This is a genomic window from Pseudomonas serboccidentalis, from assembly GCF_028830055.1.
In the GTDB taxonomy this organism is placed as follows: Bacteria; Pseudomonadota; Gammaproteobacteria; order Pseudomonadales; family Pseudomonadaceae; genus Aquipseudomonas; species Aquipseudomonas serboccidentalis.
Window position 1 is genome coordinate 1,196,405 of sequence record NZ_CP101655.1, and the last position, 14,643, is coordinate 1,211,047.

Below are 14,643 nucleotides of genomic sequence, written 5' to 3' on the forward strand. Positions count from 1 at the left end.
CCCAAAGGAATAGCCCTGATGAAAGCCGTGCTGTGCAAAGCCTTCGGCCCCGCCGAATCGCTGGTGCTGGAAGACGTCGCCAGTCCTGCCCTGAAGAAGAACGAAATCCTGCTGGAGGTGCACGCCGCCGGAGTCAACTTCCCGGACACGCTGATCATTGAGGGCAAATACCAGTTCAAGCCGCCCTTCCCGTTTTCCCCGGGGGGTGAAGCGGCCGGCGTGGTCAGCGCCGTGGGCGAAAAGGTCAGCCACCTGAAGGTCGGCGACCGGGTCATGGCCCTGACCGGTTGGGGCAGCTTTGCCGAGCAGGTCGCGGTGCCGGGCTACAACGTCCTGCCGATCCCGCCATCGATGGATTTCAACACCGCCGCCGCCTTCAGCATGACCTACGGCACCTCGATGCACGCCCTTAAACAGCGGGCCAACCTGCAACCGGGCGAAACCTTGCTGGTGCTCGGCGCTTCCGGTGGCGTCGGCCTGGCGGCGGTGGAAATCGGCAAGGCCATGGGCGCCCGGGTCATCGCCGCCGCCAGCAGCGCGGAGAAACTCGCCGTGGCCAAGGCCGCCGGCGCCGACGAACTGATCAACTACAGCGAAACCAGCCTCAAGGACGAAATCAAACGCCTCACCGACGGCCAGGGCGCCGACGTGATCTACGACCCGGTGGGTGGCGATCTGTTTGACCAGGCCATCCGCGCCATCGCCTGGAACGGCCGCTTGCTGGTGGTCGGTTTCGCCAGCGGGCGCATCCCCGAACTGCCGGTCAACCTCGCCCTGCTCAAAGGCGCAGCGGTACTCGGCGTGTTCTGGGGCTCCTTCGCCCAGCGCCAGCCGCAGGACAACGCAGCGAACTTCCAGCAACTGTTCGGCTGGTTTGCCGAAGGCAAACTGAAGCCACTGGTGTCACAGGTGTATCCGCTGAGCCATGCGGCGCAGGCGATCAATGATCTGGGGCAGCGCAAGGCAGTGGGCAAGGTGGTGGTGCAGGTGCGCTGAAGTCGCGACTTGCCTCAGCCGCCGGGCGATGGCGCCGCGTCGCCCGGCAACAGATGTTCCTGCACTTTCAGGCTGCGAGACGGAATCAGCCGCCCCTTGTCATCGAAGCGCAAGACAATCAGCCAGTCGAAGACGTCATCCGGCCATTTTTCCTGCCCCATCAGAGCTGTGGCGTCGCCGCCAAAGGCTTTGATCAGTTTGTTGATGTGCCCGTGGTGCCAGGCGATCAGCACCGTTTGCGCCTGATTGCTCTTGCGCAACAGTTTGACCAGTTGATGAAGATCGCCATTGACGTAGGGCTGCTCAATCGCAAGGTCCAGACGCTGGGCCAGCGGGGTCAGGGTCAGGCGCGAGCGCGAACTCTCCGGGGTGTCGCCGGCAGCGATCAAGCGCTGGGGGGTAAGGGTCTGGCCGTCGAGTTTCAGCGGGTTGAAATAGTCGACGTAGGCCGCCGCTCGCTGTTCGCCTCGGGCATTGAGCACCGATCCCTCAGTCGGTTTTTCCGCGTGCCGAATGATCAGCACGGTCGTGTTGCGCAGCCCGGAATGGCCGGGATGGTCGACGACAATCAAGCCCAGCATGACCACGGCGAGCCCCGCCGCCACCAAAAACCTCGGCAACAATCTGCGAACCTTCAGTGGCATTTCCTATCTCTGCTGATCAATCGGCTGAACGGGCCGCGAGTCTAAGCCACCCCATGTTCAAAAGTGGTGAAAACGCCCTGTTCTTACAGCTGAGCGACAGGTTCGTAAAAGAACATGCGACTTCCAACATTTTCCGCTGTTTTGCCGATGCGAACCGGTGCTATTTTCGGTAACGAAACTGTAACATTCGCATCCGCAGTCAAAACAAGAAATCTGGAGCTCTTGAATGTTTGCTTTCTTTCGTCCTGCCGCACATCAGGCTCCATTGCCTGAAGAAAAAATAGACAGCACTTACCGACGTCTGCGCTGGCAGATCTTCGCCGGTATCTTCTTTGGTTATGCGGGTTACTACCTGCTGCGCAAAAACTTCTCTCTGGCCATGCCGTACCTGATCGACGAAGGCTACAGCCGTGGCGATCTGGGCCTGGCGATGTCGGCCATCGCGATTGCCTACGGTCTTTCCAAGTTCCTCATGGGCCTGGTGTCCGACCGTTCCAACCCGCGCTACTTCCTGCCGTTCGGCCTGCTGGTCTCAGCCGGGGTGATGTTCATTTTCGGTTTCGCGCCCTGGGCGACATCCAGCGTGACCATGATGTTCATCCTGCTGTTCATCAACGGCTGGGCTCAAGGCATGGGCTGGCCACCAAGCGGACGCACCATGGTGCACTGGTGGTCGCAGAAAGAACGTGGCGGCGTGGTGTCGGTGTGGAACGTGGCGCATAACGTCGGCGGCGGTCTGATCGGTCCGCTGTTCCTGATCGGCATGGGCCTGTTCAACGACTGGCACGCGGCGTTCTACGTGCCGGCAGCGGTGGCGCTGGGCGTGGCGGTGTTTGCCTTCATCACCATGCGCGACACCCCGCAATCGGTCGGCCTGCCGCCGATCGAGAAGTACAAGAACGATTACCCGGAAGGCTACGACGCCAGCCACGAAGACGAATTCAGCGCCAAGGAAATCTTCGTCAAATACGTGCTGCGCAACAAAATGCTCTGGTACATCGCCATGGCCAACGTCTTCGTCTACCTGCTGCGCTACGGCGTACTGGACTGGGCGCCGACCTATCTCAAGGAAGCCAAGGGTTTCACCGTGGATAAAACCTCGTGGGCCTATTTCTTCTACGAGTGGGCGGGTATTCCGGGCACGCTGCTGTGCGGCTGGATGTCGGACAAGATCTTCCGTGGCAACCGTGGCCTGACCGGCATGGTGTTCATGGCGCTGGTGACCGTCGCGACACTGGTGTACTGGCTGAACCCGGCCGGCAACCCGACCGTGGACATGATCGCGCTGTTCTCGATCGGCTTCCTGATCTACGGCCCGGTGATGCTGATCGGTCTGCAGGCGCTGGAGCTGGCACCGAAGAAAGCCGCCGGTACGGCAGCAGGCTTCACCGGTCTGTTCGGTTACTTGGGTGGTTCGGTCGCGGCGAGTGCGGCGATGGGTTACACCGTTGACCACTTTGGCTGGGACGGTGGTTTTGTGCTGCTGGTGGGCGCTTGCCTGCTGTCGATGGCCTTTCTGGCCCCGACGCTATGGCACAAGCAAGTCGCCAGTCAGAGCCGCGAAGCTGTCGCCTGATCGGCCTTTGCCTGACAGCGCTTGAGCCGCGCCTCCAGATTCCGGTCTGGCATGGCGTGGCTGCGCAGGGCGTGGGCGGTCTGCTCGACATAATCGCGAGTCGTACCGTAGCGCCCGCAAGCGCTTTCAAACACCTGGCTCAGCACATGATCCGGCAAGTTGCCGGCATAGCTGGGCAGGTGTCGCTCCAAAACAAACCCTAACGCCTGAACCTGACTGCCATCTTCGAGCCGGCAGTTGAGCCAGTGTGGGCGATAGGACGGGAACGGCATTTCGCGTTTCCACAGCGCGTACAGCGCACTGTCGAGATTCTCTTCCGGCAGCCGATAGGCGAAGCCGCTGCACGAACCGCCACGATCCAGACCAAACACCAGCCCGGGCATTTCCGGCGTCCCGCGATGCTCGTGCGACCACAAATACAGGCCGCGATGGTAGCCGTGGACTCGCCCGCGCACCCGCTCGACCGCCGAACACTCCGGACGCCAGATCAGCGAACCGTAGGCGAACAGCCACACCGGCCCGCCCTTGTGGCGCGCCATGGTCGATTGCATGGAAGCGAGAAGTTGTTCGTGCGTCAGCTGCGGCCCAAGATCGAGCCGCGGAGGGTAAGCCAGGTTCAGAAAAGCGTTTTCAATGGCGCTCATGGCGAATAGCGTTCAGCTCCCCGCGGGTGAAGAATTACTTTATAGAACGCACCGCTGTAACAATAAGGCACATATGTTTTAAGGCAATTTGAGTGCCATGGCACAGTTGTCAATTAATTGCCTGATGCATATATAACCTACCGATATTTATGCAATTACATAAATACCGATCGGCTATATGGAGAGTTATAAAGAATTACGACCGCGGCGCGTAAGCGAACACATCTGCGCGCATTTGATGAGCATCCATTCCCGCCTCGACCAGTGCGTCCAGCGTGCCGTAGACCATGGCCGGCGAGCCGCTGGCATAGACGTGCAGCGGTTTCAGATCGGGGAAATCCTCACACACCGCTTCGTGCAGCATGCCGCAGCGTCCTTCCCAACCGCACTGGTCGCTGACCACTTTGTGCAGGAACAGATTGGGCAGCTTCAGCCACTCATCCCAATGCTCGATTTCGTAGAAGTCTTCCGGACGACGCACGCCCCAGTACAGATGCACCGGATGCTTGAAGCCGGTGGCGCGGCAGTGCTCGATCAGGCTGTGTATCTGACCCATGCCGGTACCGGCGGCAATCAGTACCAGCGGTCCGTCAGGCAGTTCGGCCAGATGCGTATCGCCAAATGGCAGCTCAACACGCACCATTGCGTTGCGTTGCAGCTGTTCGATCAGGCTCAGCGCACTGGCTTCGCGCGCCAGTACGTGGATTTCCAGATCACGCCCGCCGTGCGGCGCCGAGGCCATGGAGAACGCCGACTTCTCGCCGTTCTCACGCTCGATCATCAGATACTGCCCGGCGTGATAGCGCGGCGGCTTGCCGGCCGGCGCCCGCAGGCGCACGCGCCAGGTGTCGCCGCCGACATCCCGGCATTCGATGACCTGACACGACAGGCTGCGCACCGGCAGTTCTCCCAGCGCGAGCACGCCATCCCACAGCAGGATGCAGTCTTCCAGCGGCTCGGCTATGCAAGTGTAGAACTCGCCGTGGTCATGCACCTTGCCGGCCTGCTCGACCCGGCCTTCCACCAGCAGCGCCGCACACACATGGCAATTGCCGTTGCGACAGCTTTGCGGGCAGTCGTAGCCCAGGCGCCGCGCGCCATCGAGAATCCGCTCGCCGGGCCGTATCTCAAGCACCGCTCCGGAGGGCTGCAGGGTTACACGCATCAATCTATTCCTAACTGATTCCAGATGGCATCGATCCGCTGGGTGACGGCGTCGTCCTTGACGATCACGCGGCCCCACTCGCGAGTGGTTTCGCCCGGCCACTTGTGGGTGGCATCCAGGCCCATTTTCGACCCCAGGCCGGAGACCGGCGAGGCAAAGTCGAGGTAGTCGATCGGCGTGTTGTCGATCATCACCGTGTCGCGCTTGGGGTCCATGCGCGTGGTGATGGCCCAGATCACGTCGTTCCAGTCCCGGGCGTTGATATCGTCGTCAGTGACGATAACGAACTTGGTGTACATGAACTGTCGCAAAAACGACCAGACGCCGAGCATCACGCGCTTGGCGTGCCCCGGATACGACTTCTTCATCGTCACCACGGCCATGCGGTACGAGCAGCCTTCCGGTGGCAGGTAGAAGTCGGTGATCTCCGGGAACTGCTTCTGCAGGATCGGCACGAACACTTCGTTCAGTGCCACGCCAAGGATCGCCGGCTCATCCGGCGGCCGGCCGGTGTAGGTGCTGTGGTAGATCGGTTTGATCCGGTGGGTGATGCGCTCGACGGTAAACACCGGGAAGCTGTCGACTTCGTTGTAGTAGCCGGTGTGGTCGCCGTACGGGCCTTCGTCGGCCATCTCGCCCGGGTGGATCACGCCTTCGAGGATGATCTCGGCGGTGGCTGGCACTTGCAGGTCGTTGCCGCGGCACTTGACCAGTTCGGTGCGGTTACCGCGCAGCAGACCGGCGAAAGCGTATTCGGAAAGGCTGTCCGGCACTGGCGTCACGGCACCGAGGATGGTCGCCGGGTCAGCGCCCAACGCTACAGACACCGGGAACGGCTGGCCCGGGTGCTTCTCGCACCATTCGCGGAAATCGAGAGCGCCGCCACGGTGGCTGAGCCAGCGCATGATCACCTTGTTGCGGCCGATCACTTGCTGACGGTAGATGCCGAGGTTCTGGCGATCCTTGTTCGGGCCTTTGGTGACGGTCAGGCCCCAGGTGATCAGCGGGCCGACGTCGCCGGGCCAGCAGGTCTGCACCGGCAGCATCGCCAGGTCGACATCGTCGCCTTCGATGACCACTTCCTGGCACACCGCGTCTTTGACGACTTTCGGCGCCATCGAGATGATCTTGCGGAAGATCGGCAGTTTCGACCACGCGTCCTTCAAGCCCTTCGGCGGCTCCGGCTCCTTGAGGAAGGCCAGCAGCTTGCCGATCTCGCGCAGTTCGCTGACCGACTCGGCGCCCATGCCCATGGCCACCCGCTCGGGAGTGCCGAACAGGTTGCCGAGCACCGGAATATCGTAGCCGGTCGGTTTTTCGAACAGCAGCGCCGGGCCCTTGGCCCGCAGTGTGCGATCGCACACCTCGGTCATCTCCAGCACCGGCGAGACGGGAATCTGGATGCGTTTCAACTCTCCGCGCTGCTCAAGCTGCTGCACGAAATCCCGAAGATCCTTGAATTTCATTGACGATGGCACCCTCAAAATAGGCGTACATCCTACCTGCTATGCTGGCCTGTGGCAGCCTGTCGCTGCTTACTTGGCTGCATTCGTCTGCGCTTTTCCAAGGTTTTCCCGGGCTTGCAGGCCGATAAACAGTGGCTCGAGGATCGGCGCGACAAAGCGCGCACCGACTTCGGACAAGTGATTGTCATCGGTGTACAGCGAATAACCGCCGAGTTCGGCGTGACACAGGCCCTTGTCATCACACAGCCGCGGCGCCGGATCGACCACCCGCACCGCCGGATCATCCTGCGCCAGCTGCGCGAACAACTGACTGATGAACACCTGACGCTTGTGGTGCGCCTCGACGTCCAGCCCGACGTCATCCACCGGGCGATCGAGCATCGCCAGACGCGTCAGCCGATACGGCGGACTGAAGGCTTGCAACGGCGCCTCTTTGACCAACCACACGCGATGGCCGCCGGCACGCAATTGCACCACCCGGGCATGCAGGCCTTCAGCCAGACGTCGTTCGGCGTCGGCGCGGTCGTAACGGCCATCAGGTGTTCTCAAGACGTGACCCAGATCGCCTTTGGCGTCGCCGTACAGGTACAGGCTCCAACGCGCGACCAGCACCACATCGCTGACGGATTGCGCCTTCAACCCCTGCTCGACCCGCTTGTTGAAGCGCGCACAAACACCGTCATGCTCCAGTCCATCGACCGGAATACAGCCGGGAGAGCTGGCCAGGATCACACTGACGCCATGGGCTCTGGCACCGTCATCGAACACCGGGATCAGCGCGGTGGCGTGACTGTCACCCCAGACCATCGCCCGGGTCGGCAGATCCGTCACGCCGTAATGGCAGAACAGCTTGTCGTCCGGGGTCTTGTCGTCCGCCAGACACGCCATCAGCTCCGGCCGCCACTCGCGGCCCTTGGCGTATTGCAGTGCCTGCTCGGACAGGCGCCATGGCAGGCCATCGGTCCAGCGCAGGGATTGCCCGGCCAGACCGAGCACCAGAATGCCGCAAAAACCTGCCAGCAATACCTGACGACGCCCGGCCAGCAAACGCCGCTCACGGAACGGGGTTTCGATGAATTTCCACGACAGATAACCGAGCACCAGCGTCAGCAGGATCAAGCCAGCCGTGTCGAGCGCGCCCGGCTCATCGACACTGGCGTAGCTGGAAAACACGAACACCGGCCAGTGCCATAGGTACCAGGAATAGGAAATCAGACCGAGGCCGACCATCACCCGGCTGCTCAACAATTGACCAATCACGGTTTCACGATGACCGTTGGCCAGAATCAACAGCACCACGCCCAGCACCGGCAACAACGCGGTGGCCCCCGGGAACGGCGTCGACTTGTCGTAGACGAATACCGCCAGCAGAATCAGCCCCATGCCCAGCAGGCTCAAGGCCTGGGCGGCCAGCGGTTTCAAGCGCCAGGCGTGTTTCGGCGCAATCGCCAGCATGGCGCCGGCCAGCAACTCCCAGGCGCGCATTGGCAGCAGGAAGAAGGCTTTTTCCGGGTGATGATTGATCGCCCACACACTCAGCCCGAACGACACCAGCAGCACGCCGAACAGCGTCAGCCGCCAGTGTTTCAACCGGCTCGAGAGCAACGTCAGCAGCAGCGGGAAAACGATGTAGAACTGTTCCTCCACTGCCAGCGACCAGGTGTGCAGCAGCGGTTTGAGGTCCGAGGCGACGTCGAAGTAGCCGTCCTGGCGCATGAACAGGATGTTCGAGACGAACGTCACCTGATAGCGCACCGAGCGCCCCAGCTCTTCATAATCCTTGGGTGCCAGCAGGAACCAGCCCACCGCCAGTACCGCGATGATCATCGCAAACAGTGCCGGCAGAATCCGCCGCGCACGCCGCGCCCAGAACTCGACGAAACTGAAACGCCCCGCCTGACGCTGGTTCCAGATGATCGAGGTGATGAGGTAGCCGGAGATCACGAAGAACACGTCCACGCCGACAAAACCGCCGGTAAACCCCGGAACGCCAAAGTGGAACAGCACCACGGCGATCACTGCGACTGCGCGCAGGCCGTCGATATCCCTTCGATAAGCGAGTGTGCTCATAAAATCTTTAATGCCAATCAGGTGGTTGTTTTTATACAGGCCGAGCCTCTGACGCAGAGACGCTCACCCATGTTGCTTGTTGTTTTGCCCAGGCACAGACCTTACCAGATCACGAACCTCCCATAATCCGGACAAAATTCAGACAAAAAAATGGCGCCCCGCGAGGGACGCCATTTTTGTCGGTTCAACCGGCGATGTTACTTGCGCTTCATCGACAGGAAGAACTCGTCGTTGGTCTTGGTCGTTTTCAGCTTGTCGACCAGGAACTCGATGGCCGCCACTTCGTCCATCGGGTGCAGCAGCTTGCGCAGAATCCACATGCGCTGCAGTTCGTCGTCGGCGGTCAGCAACTCTTCGCGGCGGGTGCCGGAACGGTTGATGTTGATGGCCGGGAACACGCGCTTCTCGGCGATCTTGCGATCCAGAGGCAGTTCCATGTTGCCGGTACCCTTGAACTCTTCGTAGATCACTTCGTCCATCTTCGAGCCGGTTTCAACCAGCGCGGTGGCGATAATGGTCAGCGAGCCGCCTTCTTCGATGTTGCGCGCGGCGCCGAAGAAACGCTTCGGCTTCTCCAGGGCGTGAGCATCGACACCACCGGTCAGCACCTTGCCGGAGCTCGGGATCACAGTGTTGTAGGCACGGGCCAGACGGGTGATGGAGTCGAGCAGGATCACCACGTCCTTCTTGTGTTCGACCAGGCGCTTGGCCTTCTCGATCACCATTTCGGCAACCTGCACGTGGCGGGTCGGCGGCTCGTCGAAAGTCGAGGCAACCACTTCGCCGCGCACGGTGCGCTGCATTTCGGTCACTTCTTCCGGACGTTCGTCGATCAACAGCACGATCAGGTGAACTTCAGGGTTGTTACGGGCGATGTTCGCGGCGATGTTCTGCAGCATGATCGTTTTACCGGCTTTCGGCGGTGCAACGATCAGACCACGCTGGCCTTTGCCGATCGGTGCGCACAGGTCGATCACACGACCGGTCAAGTCTTCGGTGGAACCGTTACCGGCTTCCATCTTCATGCGCACGGTTGGGAACAGCGGTGTCAGGTTCTCGAAGAGAATCTTGTTCTTCGCGTTCTCCGGACGATCGAAGTTGATCGTGTCGACCTTGAGCAGGGCGAAGTAACGCTCGCCTTCCTTCGGCGGTCGGATCTTGCCAACGATGGTGTCACCGGTGCGCAAGTTGAAACGGCGGATCTGGCTCGGCGAGACGTAGATATCGTCCGGGCCGGCGAGGTAGGAAGCGTCAGCGGAGCGCAGGAAGCCGAAGCCGTCCTGGAGAATCTCCAGCACGCCATCACCGGAGATTTCCTCGCCGCTTTTCGCGTGCTTTTTCAGCAGGGAGAAAATCACGTCCTGCTTGCGCGAACGGGCCATATTTTCTATGCCCATCTGTTCGGCCAATTCGAGCAGTTCGGTAATCGGCTTTTGCTTGAGTTCAGTCAGATTCATATAGGAATGACGTAATCATTTATGGAGGGGGGAAATTAAGCTTTTGGCTTAATGAGGCCGCGCCGCGGAGAAGGCGACAGGATCGCGAACTTGTTCGAAAAGGAGTGCGTCGGCGACGGCTAGCAGGGGGCAGTGGAGAAACCAGTGCGGGGCCGAATGTACCACCTGAGTTTCGGAGCGTCTAGCCCTGAATACGCAAAAAGCCCCGCAATTTGCGAGGCTTTTTTTCGGCGTTTTACAGCGACGCTTAGATGTTGGCGTCGAGGAAAGCCGCCAGTTGCGACTTCGACAGGGCGCCGACTTTGGTCGCTTCAACGTTGCCGTTCTTGAACAGCATCAGCGTCGGGATACCACGCACGCCGTGCTTGGCCGGAGTTTCCTGGTTCTCGTCGATGTTCAGTTTGGCAATGGTCAGCTTGCCTTTGTAGGTCTCGGCAATCTCGTCCAGAACCGGAGCGATCATTTTGCAAGGGCCGCACCATTCAGCCCAGTAGTCGACCAGTACAGCGCCTTCGGCCTTGAGTACGTCGGCTTCGAAGCTGGCGTCGCTAACGTGTTTGATCAGATCGCTGCTCATGGAATTCTCCAGGTTGTAAGCAAAAAAACGTGGCCCATCATATCCGCCCTTCCCTTGTTCAGGAAGCCGCAGTTGATTGAGTCTTGCTATGGCGGCCCATGAGTCTGGGTATAGCTCAAGTCACGCCGTGGCGGGGGCGATGAAGGCGATCCCGGTACGCAGTGCCGCGTTGCGCACGTGCTCCTGCATGGCTTTCTGGGCGGCGGCGGACGCCCGGCGGGCCAGGGCACGGAGGATCTTGCGGTGTTCCTGCCAGGTTTCCATCGCCCGTTCGGCGCGGATGAACGGTAGCTTCTGGCTTTCCAGAAAGATCTCGGCGCTGGCGGTGAGGATGCTGAGCATCGCCTGATTGCCGCTGGCCAGCAGAATGCGCCGGTGGAATTCGAAGTCGAGTTTCGCCGCCGCCTCGAAATCGCCGGCCTTCAACTGCTCGCGCATCGCCGCGACGTTGTCCTCCAGCGCATCCAGATCGAACGTGCTCAAGGTGACTGCCGCCAAACCGGCCGCAAACCCTTCCAGGGCATAGCGCAGCTGAAAGATGTCCAGCGGCGAGGCCTGCGCCGCAAACGGCCAGCCCGGCGCATTTTCACCGTGCGCAATCTCCACAGGAGCCTGCACGAACACCCCTTTGCCCGGCTGGATGCTGACCACGCCCAGCGCACTGAGCGACGACAGCGCCTCACGCAACGACGCCCGACTGACCCCCAACTGCACGGCCAGATCCCGTTGCGAGGGCAACGCATCGCCCGCACCGAAACCCTGCTCGGTGATCAGTTTGCGAATCGCTTGCAGCGCCACTTCAGGTACGGCGCGAGAGATCGAGTTCATGGTTTTTCAGACGAGCCAGGCCAAGGTGCGGCTAGTTGTAAAGCTATTCGCCGGATCCGGCAAGTCGTGCCCCAGCGGGGTTCGGCGTCCTGCCGCAATGCGCTATCGGGGTGCGAAAAACAACCTGACTGTTCAGACCAGTAAGACCGAACGAACACGCAGAATCCGCGGCTTGCGGGGCATTTGGCGCGATGTTGGCATGGCCCGTGCTCTGTCCGCTTGCAGAAATCACTTCCCGCCGATCCGGAGATTTGCCATGACCCTGCGTTACCGAGCCCTCCTCGCCGCTCTGTTTTCCAGCCTGTTGCTCAGCCAGATCCCGGCTCACGCCGACGGTCTGGACGACGTGGTCAAACGCGGCACGCTGAAAGTCGCCGTGCCCCAGGACTTCCCGCCGTTCGGCTCGGTCGGCCCGGACATGAAACCCCGTGGGCTGGACATTGACACGGCGAAACTGCTGGCCGAACAGCTCAAGGTCAAACTCGAACTGACCCCGGTCAACAGCACCAACCGCATCCCGTTTCTCACCACCGGCAAGGTCGATCTGGTGATCTCCAGCCTCGGCAAGAACCCGGAGCGCGAGAAAGTCATCGACTTTTCCCACGCCTACGCGCCGTTCTACCTCGCCGTGTTCGGCCCGCCGGATGCGGCGATCGCCACGCTCGACGACCTCAAGGGCAAAACCATCAGCGTCACCCGTGGCGCCATCGAAGACATTGAGCTGACCAAGGTCGCCCCCGAAGGCGTGACCATCAAGCGCTTCGAAGACAACAACTCGACCATCGCGGCCTACCTCGCAGGCCAGGTCGACCTCATCGCCAGCGGCAACGTGGTAATGGTCGCAATCAGCGAGAAGAACCCGAAACGCGTGCCGGCGCTGAAAGTGAAGCTCAAGGATTCACCAGTCTATGTCGGCGTGAACAAGAACGAGCCGGCGCTGCTGGGTAAGGTCAACGAGATCCTCGCCACCGCCAAGGCTGACGGCGCGCTGGAGAAAAACTCGCAGACCTGGCTTAAAGAGCCGCTGCCGGCCGATCTCTGATCGGTCGCGCGGGAGACAATCGATGGCTTATCAGTTCGATTTCATGCCGGTGGTGCAAAACACCGACCTGTTGCTGCGCGGCGCCTTGTTCACCCTGGAACTGACGGCCATTGGCGCATTGTTCGGGGTCGGCGTAGGCATCGTCGGCGCGCTGGTACGGGCGTGGAACATCCGCCCGTTCTCGGCAATCTTCGGCGTCTACGTCGAGTTGATCCGCAACACGCCGTTTCTGGTGCAACTGTTCTTCATCTTCTTCGGCCTGCCCTCGCTCGGAGTGCAGATTTCCGAATGGCAGGCGGCGGTGCTGGCGATGGTGATCAACCTGGGGGCGTATTCGACCGAGATCATCCGCGCCGGCATCCAGGCGATCCCGCGCGGACAACTGGAAGCGGCGGCCGCGCTGGCGATGAGCCGGTTCGAAGCGTTCCGCCATGTGGTGCTGCTGCCGGCGCTGGGCAAGGTCTGGCCGGCCCTGAGCAGCCAGATCATCATCGTCATGCTCGGGTCGGCGGTGTGTTCGCAGATCGCCACCGAGGAGCTGAGCTTCGCCGCCAACTTCATTCAGTCGCGCAACTTCCGTGCCTTTGAAACCTATGCGCTGACCACGCTGATCTACCTGTGCATGGCGCTGCTGATCCGGCAATTGCTGAACTGGGTCGGTCGCCGCTATATCGCGAGGAACAGCCGATGAGCGACTTCACCTTCTGGGACATCCTGCGCAACCTGCTCACCGGCCTGCAATGGACGCTGGCGCTGTCGCTGGTGGCCTTCATTGGTGGCGGGATCGTCGGGCTGCTGATTCTGGTCATGCGCATCTCGAAAAATCCCTTGCCGAGCAACATCGCCCGCACCTGGATCGAGCTGTTCCAGGGCACACCGCTGCTGATGCAGCTGTTTCTGGTGTTCTTCGGTGTGGCGCTGGCCGGGATCGAAATCTCGCCGTGGATGGCGGCGGCGATTGCCCTGACGCTGTTTACCAGCGCTTATCTGGCGGAGATCTGGCGCGGTTGCGTCGAAGCGATTCCTCACGGTCAGTGGGAAGCCTCTTCAAGCCTGGCGCTGAATCCGCTGGAGCAACTGCGCTACGTGATCCTGCCACAAGCGCTGCGGATTGCCGTGGCGCCGACCGTGGGCTTCTCGGTGCAAGTGGTCAAAGGCACCGCCGTGACGTCGATCATCGGCTTCACCGAGCTGACCAAGACCGGCGGCATGCTCGCCAACGCCACCTTCGAACCGTTCATGGTCTACGGCCTCGTCGCCCTCGGCTACTTCCTGCTTTGCTACCCCTTGTCGCTCAGTGCGCGCTACCTGGAAAGGAGACTGCATGCCTCTGCTTAGAATTTCCGCCCTGCATAAATACTACGGCGATCACCACGTGCTCAAAGGCATCGACCTGAGCGTCGAAGAAGGCCAGGTGGTGGCGATCATCGGCCGCAGCGGCTCGGGCAAATCGACCCTGCTGCGCACCCTCAACGGCCTGGAGTCGATCAACGACGGGGTGATCGAAGTCGACGGCGAATACCTCGACGCTGCCCGCGCCGACCTGCGCAGTCTGCGGCAGAAAGTCGGCATGGTGTTCCAGCAGTTCAACCTGTTCCCGCACCTGACGGTGGGCGAAAACGTGATGCTCGCCCCGCAAGTGGTGCAGAAGGTGCCGAAGGCCAAGGCTGCCGAACTGGCGCGCAAGATGCTCGAACGCGTGGGCCTGGGGGAGAAATTCGATGCGTTCCCGGATCGCCTCTCCGGCGGCCAGCAGCAACGCGTGGCGATTGCCCGGGCGTTGGCGATGTCGCCGAAAGTGTTGCTGTGCGACGAGATCACCTCGGCGCTGGACCCGGAACTGGTCAACGAAGTGCTGGCCGTGGTGCGCCAATTGGCCAAGGAAGGCATGACGCTGATCATGGTCACCCATGAGATGCGCTTCGCCCGGGAGGTCGGCGACAAACTGGTGTTCATGCACCACGGCAAGGTGCATGAGGTGGGCGATCCGAAGGTGCTGTTTGCCAATCCGCAGACGGCGGAATTGGCGAACTTCATTGGTACGGTTGAAGCGACAGCCTGAAAAATCTCTGGGCCAGTGGTGACCTCTTCGCGAGCAAGCTCGCTCCCACATTGGAATGCGTTCACCTGTGGGAGCGAGCTTGCTCGCGAATGGTCGCGCCGCAGTCCCAAGACTTT

Annotated in this window: 14 protein-coding genes; 6 read left to right on the plus strand and 8 right to left on the minus strand. The window is 61.2% G+C overall.

Annotation, left to right across the window (positions count from 1 at the left end; translation table 11 throughout):
• Positions 1-18: 18 nt before the first annotated feature.
• Complete coding sequence (locus tag NN484_RS05505) at positions 19-996, plus strand: NADPH:quinone oxidoreductase family protein (protein WP_215500596.1); 978 nt, start codon at positions 19-21, stop codon at positions 994-996.
• Positions 997-1,010: 14 nt separating this feature from the next.
• On the opposite strand, the gene NN484_RS05510 is transcribed toward NN484_RS05505, so the two are convergent.
• A complete protein-coding gene (locus NN484_RS05510) occupies positions 1,011-1,640 on the minus strand; it encodes a flagellar basal body-associated protein FliL (RefSeq protein ID WP_215500595.1) in 630 nt (209 codons plus the stop codon).
• A 226-nt stretch (positions 1,641-1,866) separates the two neighbouring features.
• On the opposite strand from NN484_RS05510, the gene glpT reads away from it, so the two are divergent.
• Entirely contained in the window at positions 1,867-3,216 is a 1,350-nt protein-coding gene (gene glpT, locus NN484_RS05515; protein ID WP_047596691.1) for a glycerol-3-phosphate transporter, read from the plus strand.
• Here the strand turns inward: glpT and NN484_RS05520 are convergent.
• The 7 genes from NN484_RS05520 to NN484_RS05550 form a co-directional block, all read right to left on the minus strand.
• The gene (locus NN484_RS05520; RefSeq protein WP_127648019.1) at positions 3,192-3,860 is read right to left on the minus strand and encodes a gamma-glutamylcyclotransferase; all 669 of its coding nucleotides are present in this window, start codon (positions 3,858-3,860) and stop codon (positions 3,192-3,194) included. The genes glpT and NN484_RS05520 overlap by 25 nt on opposite strands.
• A 196-nt stretch (positions 3,861-4,056) precedes the next feature.
• The gene (locus NN484_RS05525) at positions 4,057-5,025 is read right to left on the minus strand and encodes a CDP-6-deoxy-delta-3,4-glucoseen reductase (protein WP_127648020.1); all 969 of its coding nucleotides are present in this window, start codon (positions 5,023-5,025) and stop codon (positions 4,057-4,059) included.
• Positions 5,025-6,491, minus strand: coding sequence for a 4-hydroxy-3-polyprenylbenzoate decarboxylase (ubiD, locus tag NN484_RS05530; RefSeq protein ID WP_003229330.1), 1,467 nt, complete (start codon positions 6,489-6,491; stop codon positions 5,025-5,027). The genes NN484_RS05525 and ubiD overlap by 1 nt, the downstream gene beginning before the upstream one ends.
• Before the next feature lie 69 nt (positions 6,492-6,560).
• Entirely contained in the window at positions 6,561-8,561 is a 2,001-nt protein-coding gene (locus tag NN484_RS05535; RefSeq protein ID WP_215500592.1) for an acyltransferase family protein, read from the minus strand.
• 197 nt (positions 8,562-8,758) lie between these two features.
• Complete coding sequence (gene rho, locus NN484_RS05540; protein ID WP_003229334.1) at positions 8,759-10,018, minus strand: transcription termination factor Rho; 1,260 nt, start codon at positions 10,016-10,018, stop codon at positions 8,759-8,761.
• 247 nt (positions 10,019-10,265) lie between these two features.
• The gene (gene trxA, locus NN484_RS05545) at positions 10,266-10,595 is read right to left on the minus strand and encodes a thioredoxin TrxA (RefSeq protein WP_003177349.1); all 330 of its coding nucleotides are present in this window, start codon (positions 10,593-10,595) and stop codon (positions 10,266-10,268) included.
• A 120-nt stretch (positions 10,596-10,715) separates the two neighbouring features.
• Entirely contained in the window at positions 10,716-11,423 is a 708-nt protein-coding gene (locus tag NN484_RS05550) for a FadR/GntR family transcriptional regulator (protein ID WP_215500591.1), read from the minus strand.
• A gap of 256 nt (positions 11,424-11,679) precedes the next feature.
• Here NN484_RS05550 and NN484_RS05555 point away from each other — a divergent pair, with 256 nt between their 5' ends.
• Genes NN484_RS05555 through NN484_RS05570 form a run of 4 tightly spaced genes read left to right on the plus strand, consistent with a single transcriptional unit; the run spans position 11,680 to position 14,527 of the window.
• On the plus strand, positions 11,680-12,465 hold the full coding sequence (locus NN484_RS05555; RefSeq protein WP_064589752.1) for a transporter substrate-binding domain-containing protein: 786 nt from the start codon (positions 11,680-11,682) through the stop codon (positions 12,463-12,465).
• Between the two features lie 22 nt (positions 12,466-12,487).
• Positions 12,488-13,156 carry an amino acid ABC transporter permease gene (locus NN484_RS05560; RefSeq protein ID WP_127648025.1) on the plus strand — a complete coding sequence of 223 codons (669 nt, stop codon included), beginning with the start codon at positions 12,488-12,490 and terminating at the stop codon, positions 13,154-13,156.
• The gene (locus NN484_RS05565) at positions 13,153-13,803 is read left to right on the plus strand and encodes an amino acid ABC transporter permease (RefSeq protein ID WP_041072041.1); all 651 of its coding nucleotides are present in this window, start codon (positions 13,153-13,155) and stop codon (positions 13,801-13,803) included. The genes NN484_RS05560 and NN484_RS05565 overlap by 4 nt, the downstream gene beginning before the upstream one ends.
• Positions 13,790-14,527 carry an amino acid ABC transporter ATP-binding protein gene (locus tag NN484_RS05570; protein ID WP_095137640.1) on the plus strand — a complete coding sequence of 246 codons (738 nt, stop codon included), beginning with the start codon at positions 13,790-13,792 and terminating at the stop codon, positions 14,525-14,527. The genes NN484_RS05565 and NN484_RS05570 overlap by 14 nt, the downstream gene beginning before the upstream one ends.
• Positions 14,528-14,643 lie beyond the last annotated feature (116 nt).

Coding starts and splice junctions, on each gene's coding strand:
- ubiD (WP_003229330.1), bottom strand. CDS start 6,491: ATGAAATTCAAGGATCTTCGGGATTTCGTGCAGCAGCTTGAGCAGCGC.
- NN484_RS05570 (WP_095137640.1), top strand. CDS start 13,790: ATGCCTCTGCTTAGAATTTCCGCCCTGCATAAATACTACGGCGATCAC.
- NN484_RS05560 (WP_127648025.1), top strand. CDS start 12,488: ATGGCTTATCAGTTCGATTTCATGCCGGTGGTGCAAAACACCGACCTG.
- NN484_RS05505 (WP_215500596.1), top strand. CDS start 19: ATGAAAGCCGTGCTGTGCAAAGCCTTCGGCCCCGCCGAATCGCTGGTG.
- NN484_RS05565 (WP_041072041.1), top strand. CDS start 13,153: ATGAGCGACTTCACCTTCTGGGACATCCTGCGCAACCTGCTCACCGGC.
- glpT (WP_047596691.1), top strand. CDS start 1,867: ATGTTTGCTTTCTTTCGTCCTGCCGCACATCAGGCTCCATTGCCTGAA.
- NN484_RS05510 (WP_215500595.1), bottom strand. CDS start 1,640: ATGCCACTGAAGGTTCGCAGATTGTTGCCGAGGTTTTTGGTGGCGGCG.
- NN484_RS05535 (WP_215500592.1), bottom strand. CDS start 8,561: ATGAGCACACTCGCTTATCGAAGGGATATCGACGGCCTGCGCGCAGTC.
- NN484_RS05550 (WP_215500591.1), bottom strand. CDS start 11,423: ATGAACTCGATCTCTCGCGCCGTACCTGAAGTGGCGCTGCAAGCGATT.
- NN484_RS05555 (WP_064589752.1), top strand. CDS start 11,680: ATGACCCTGCGTTACCGAGCCCTCCTCGCCGCTCTGTTTTCCAGCCTG.
- NN484_RS05520 (WP_127648019.1), bottom strand. CDS start 3,860: ATGAGCGCCATTGAAAACGCTTTTCTGAACCTGGCTTACCCTCCGCGG.
- NN484_RS05525 (WP_127648020.1), bottom strand. CDS start 5,025: ATGCGTGTAACCCTGCAGCCCTCCGGAGCGGTGCTTGAGATACGGCCC.
- trxA (WP_003177349.1), bottom strand. CDS start 10,595: ATGAGCAGCGATCTGATCAAACACGTTAGCGACGCCAGCTTCGAAGCC.
- rho (WP_003229334.1), bottom strand. CDS start 10,018: ATGAATCTGACTGAACTCAAGCAAAAGCCGATTACCGAACTGCTCGAA.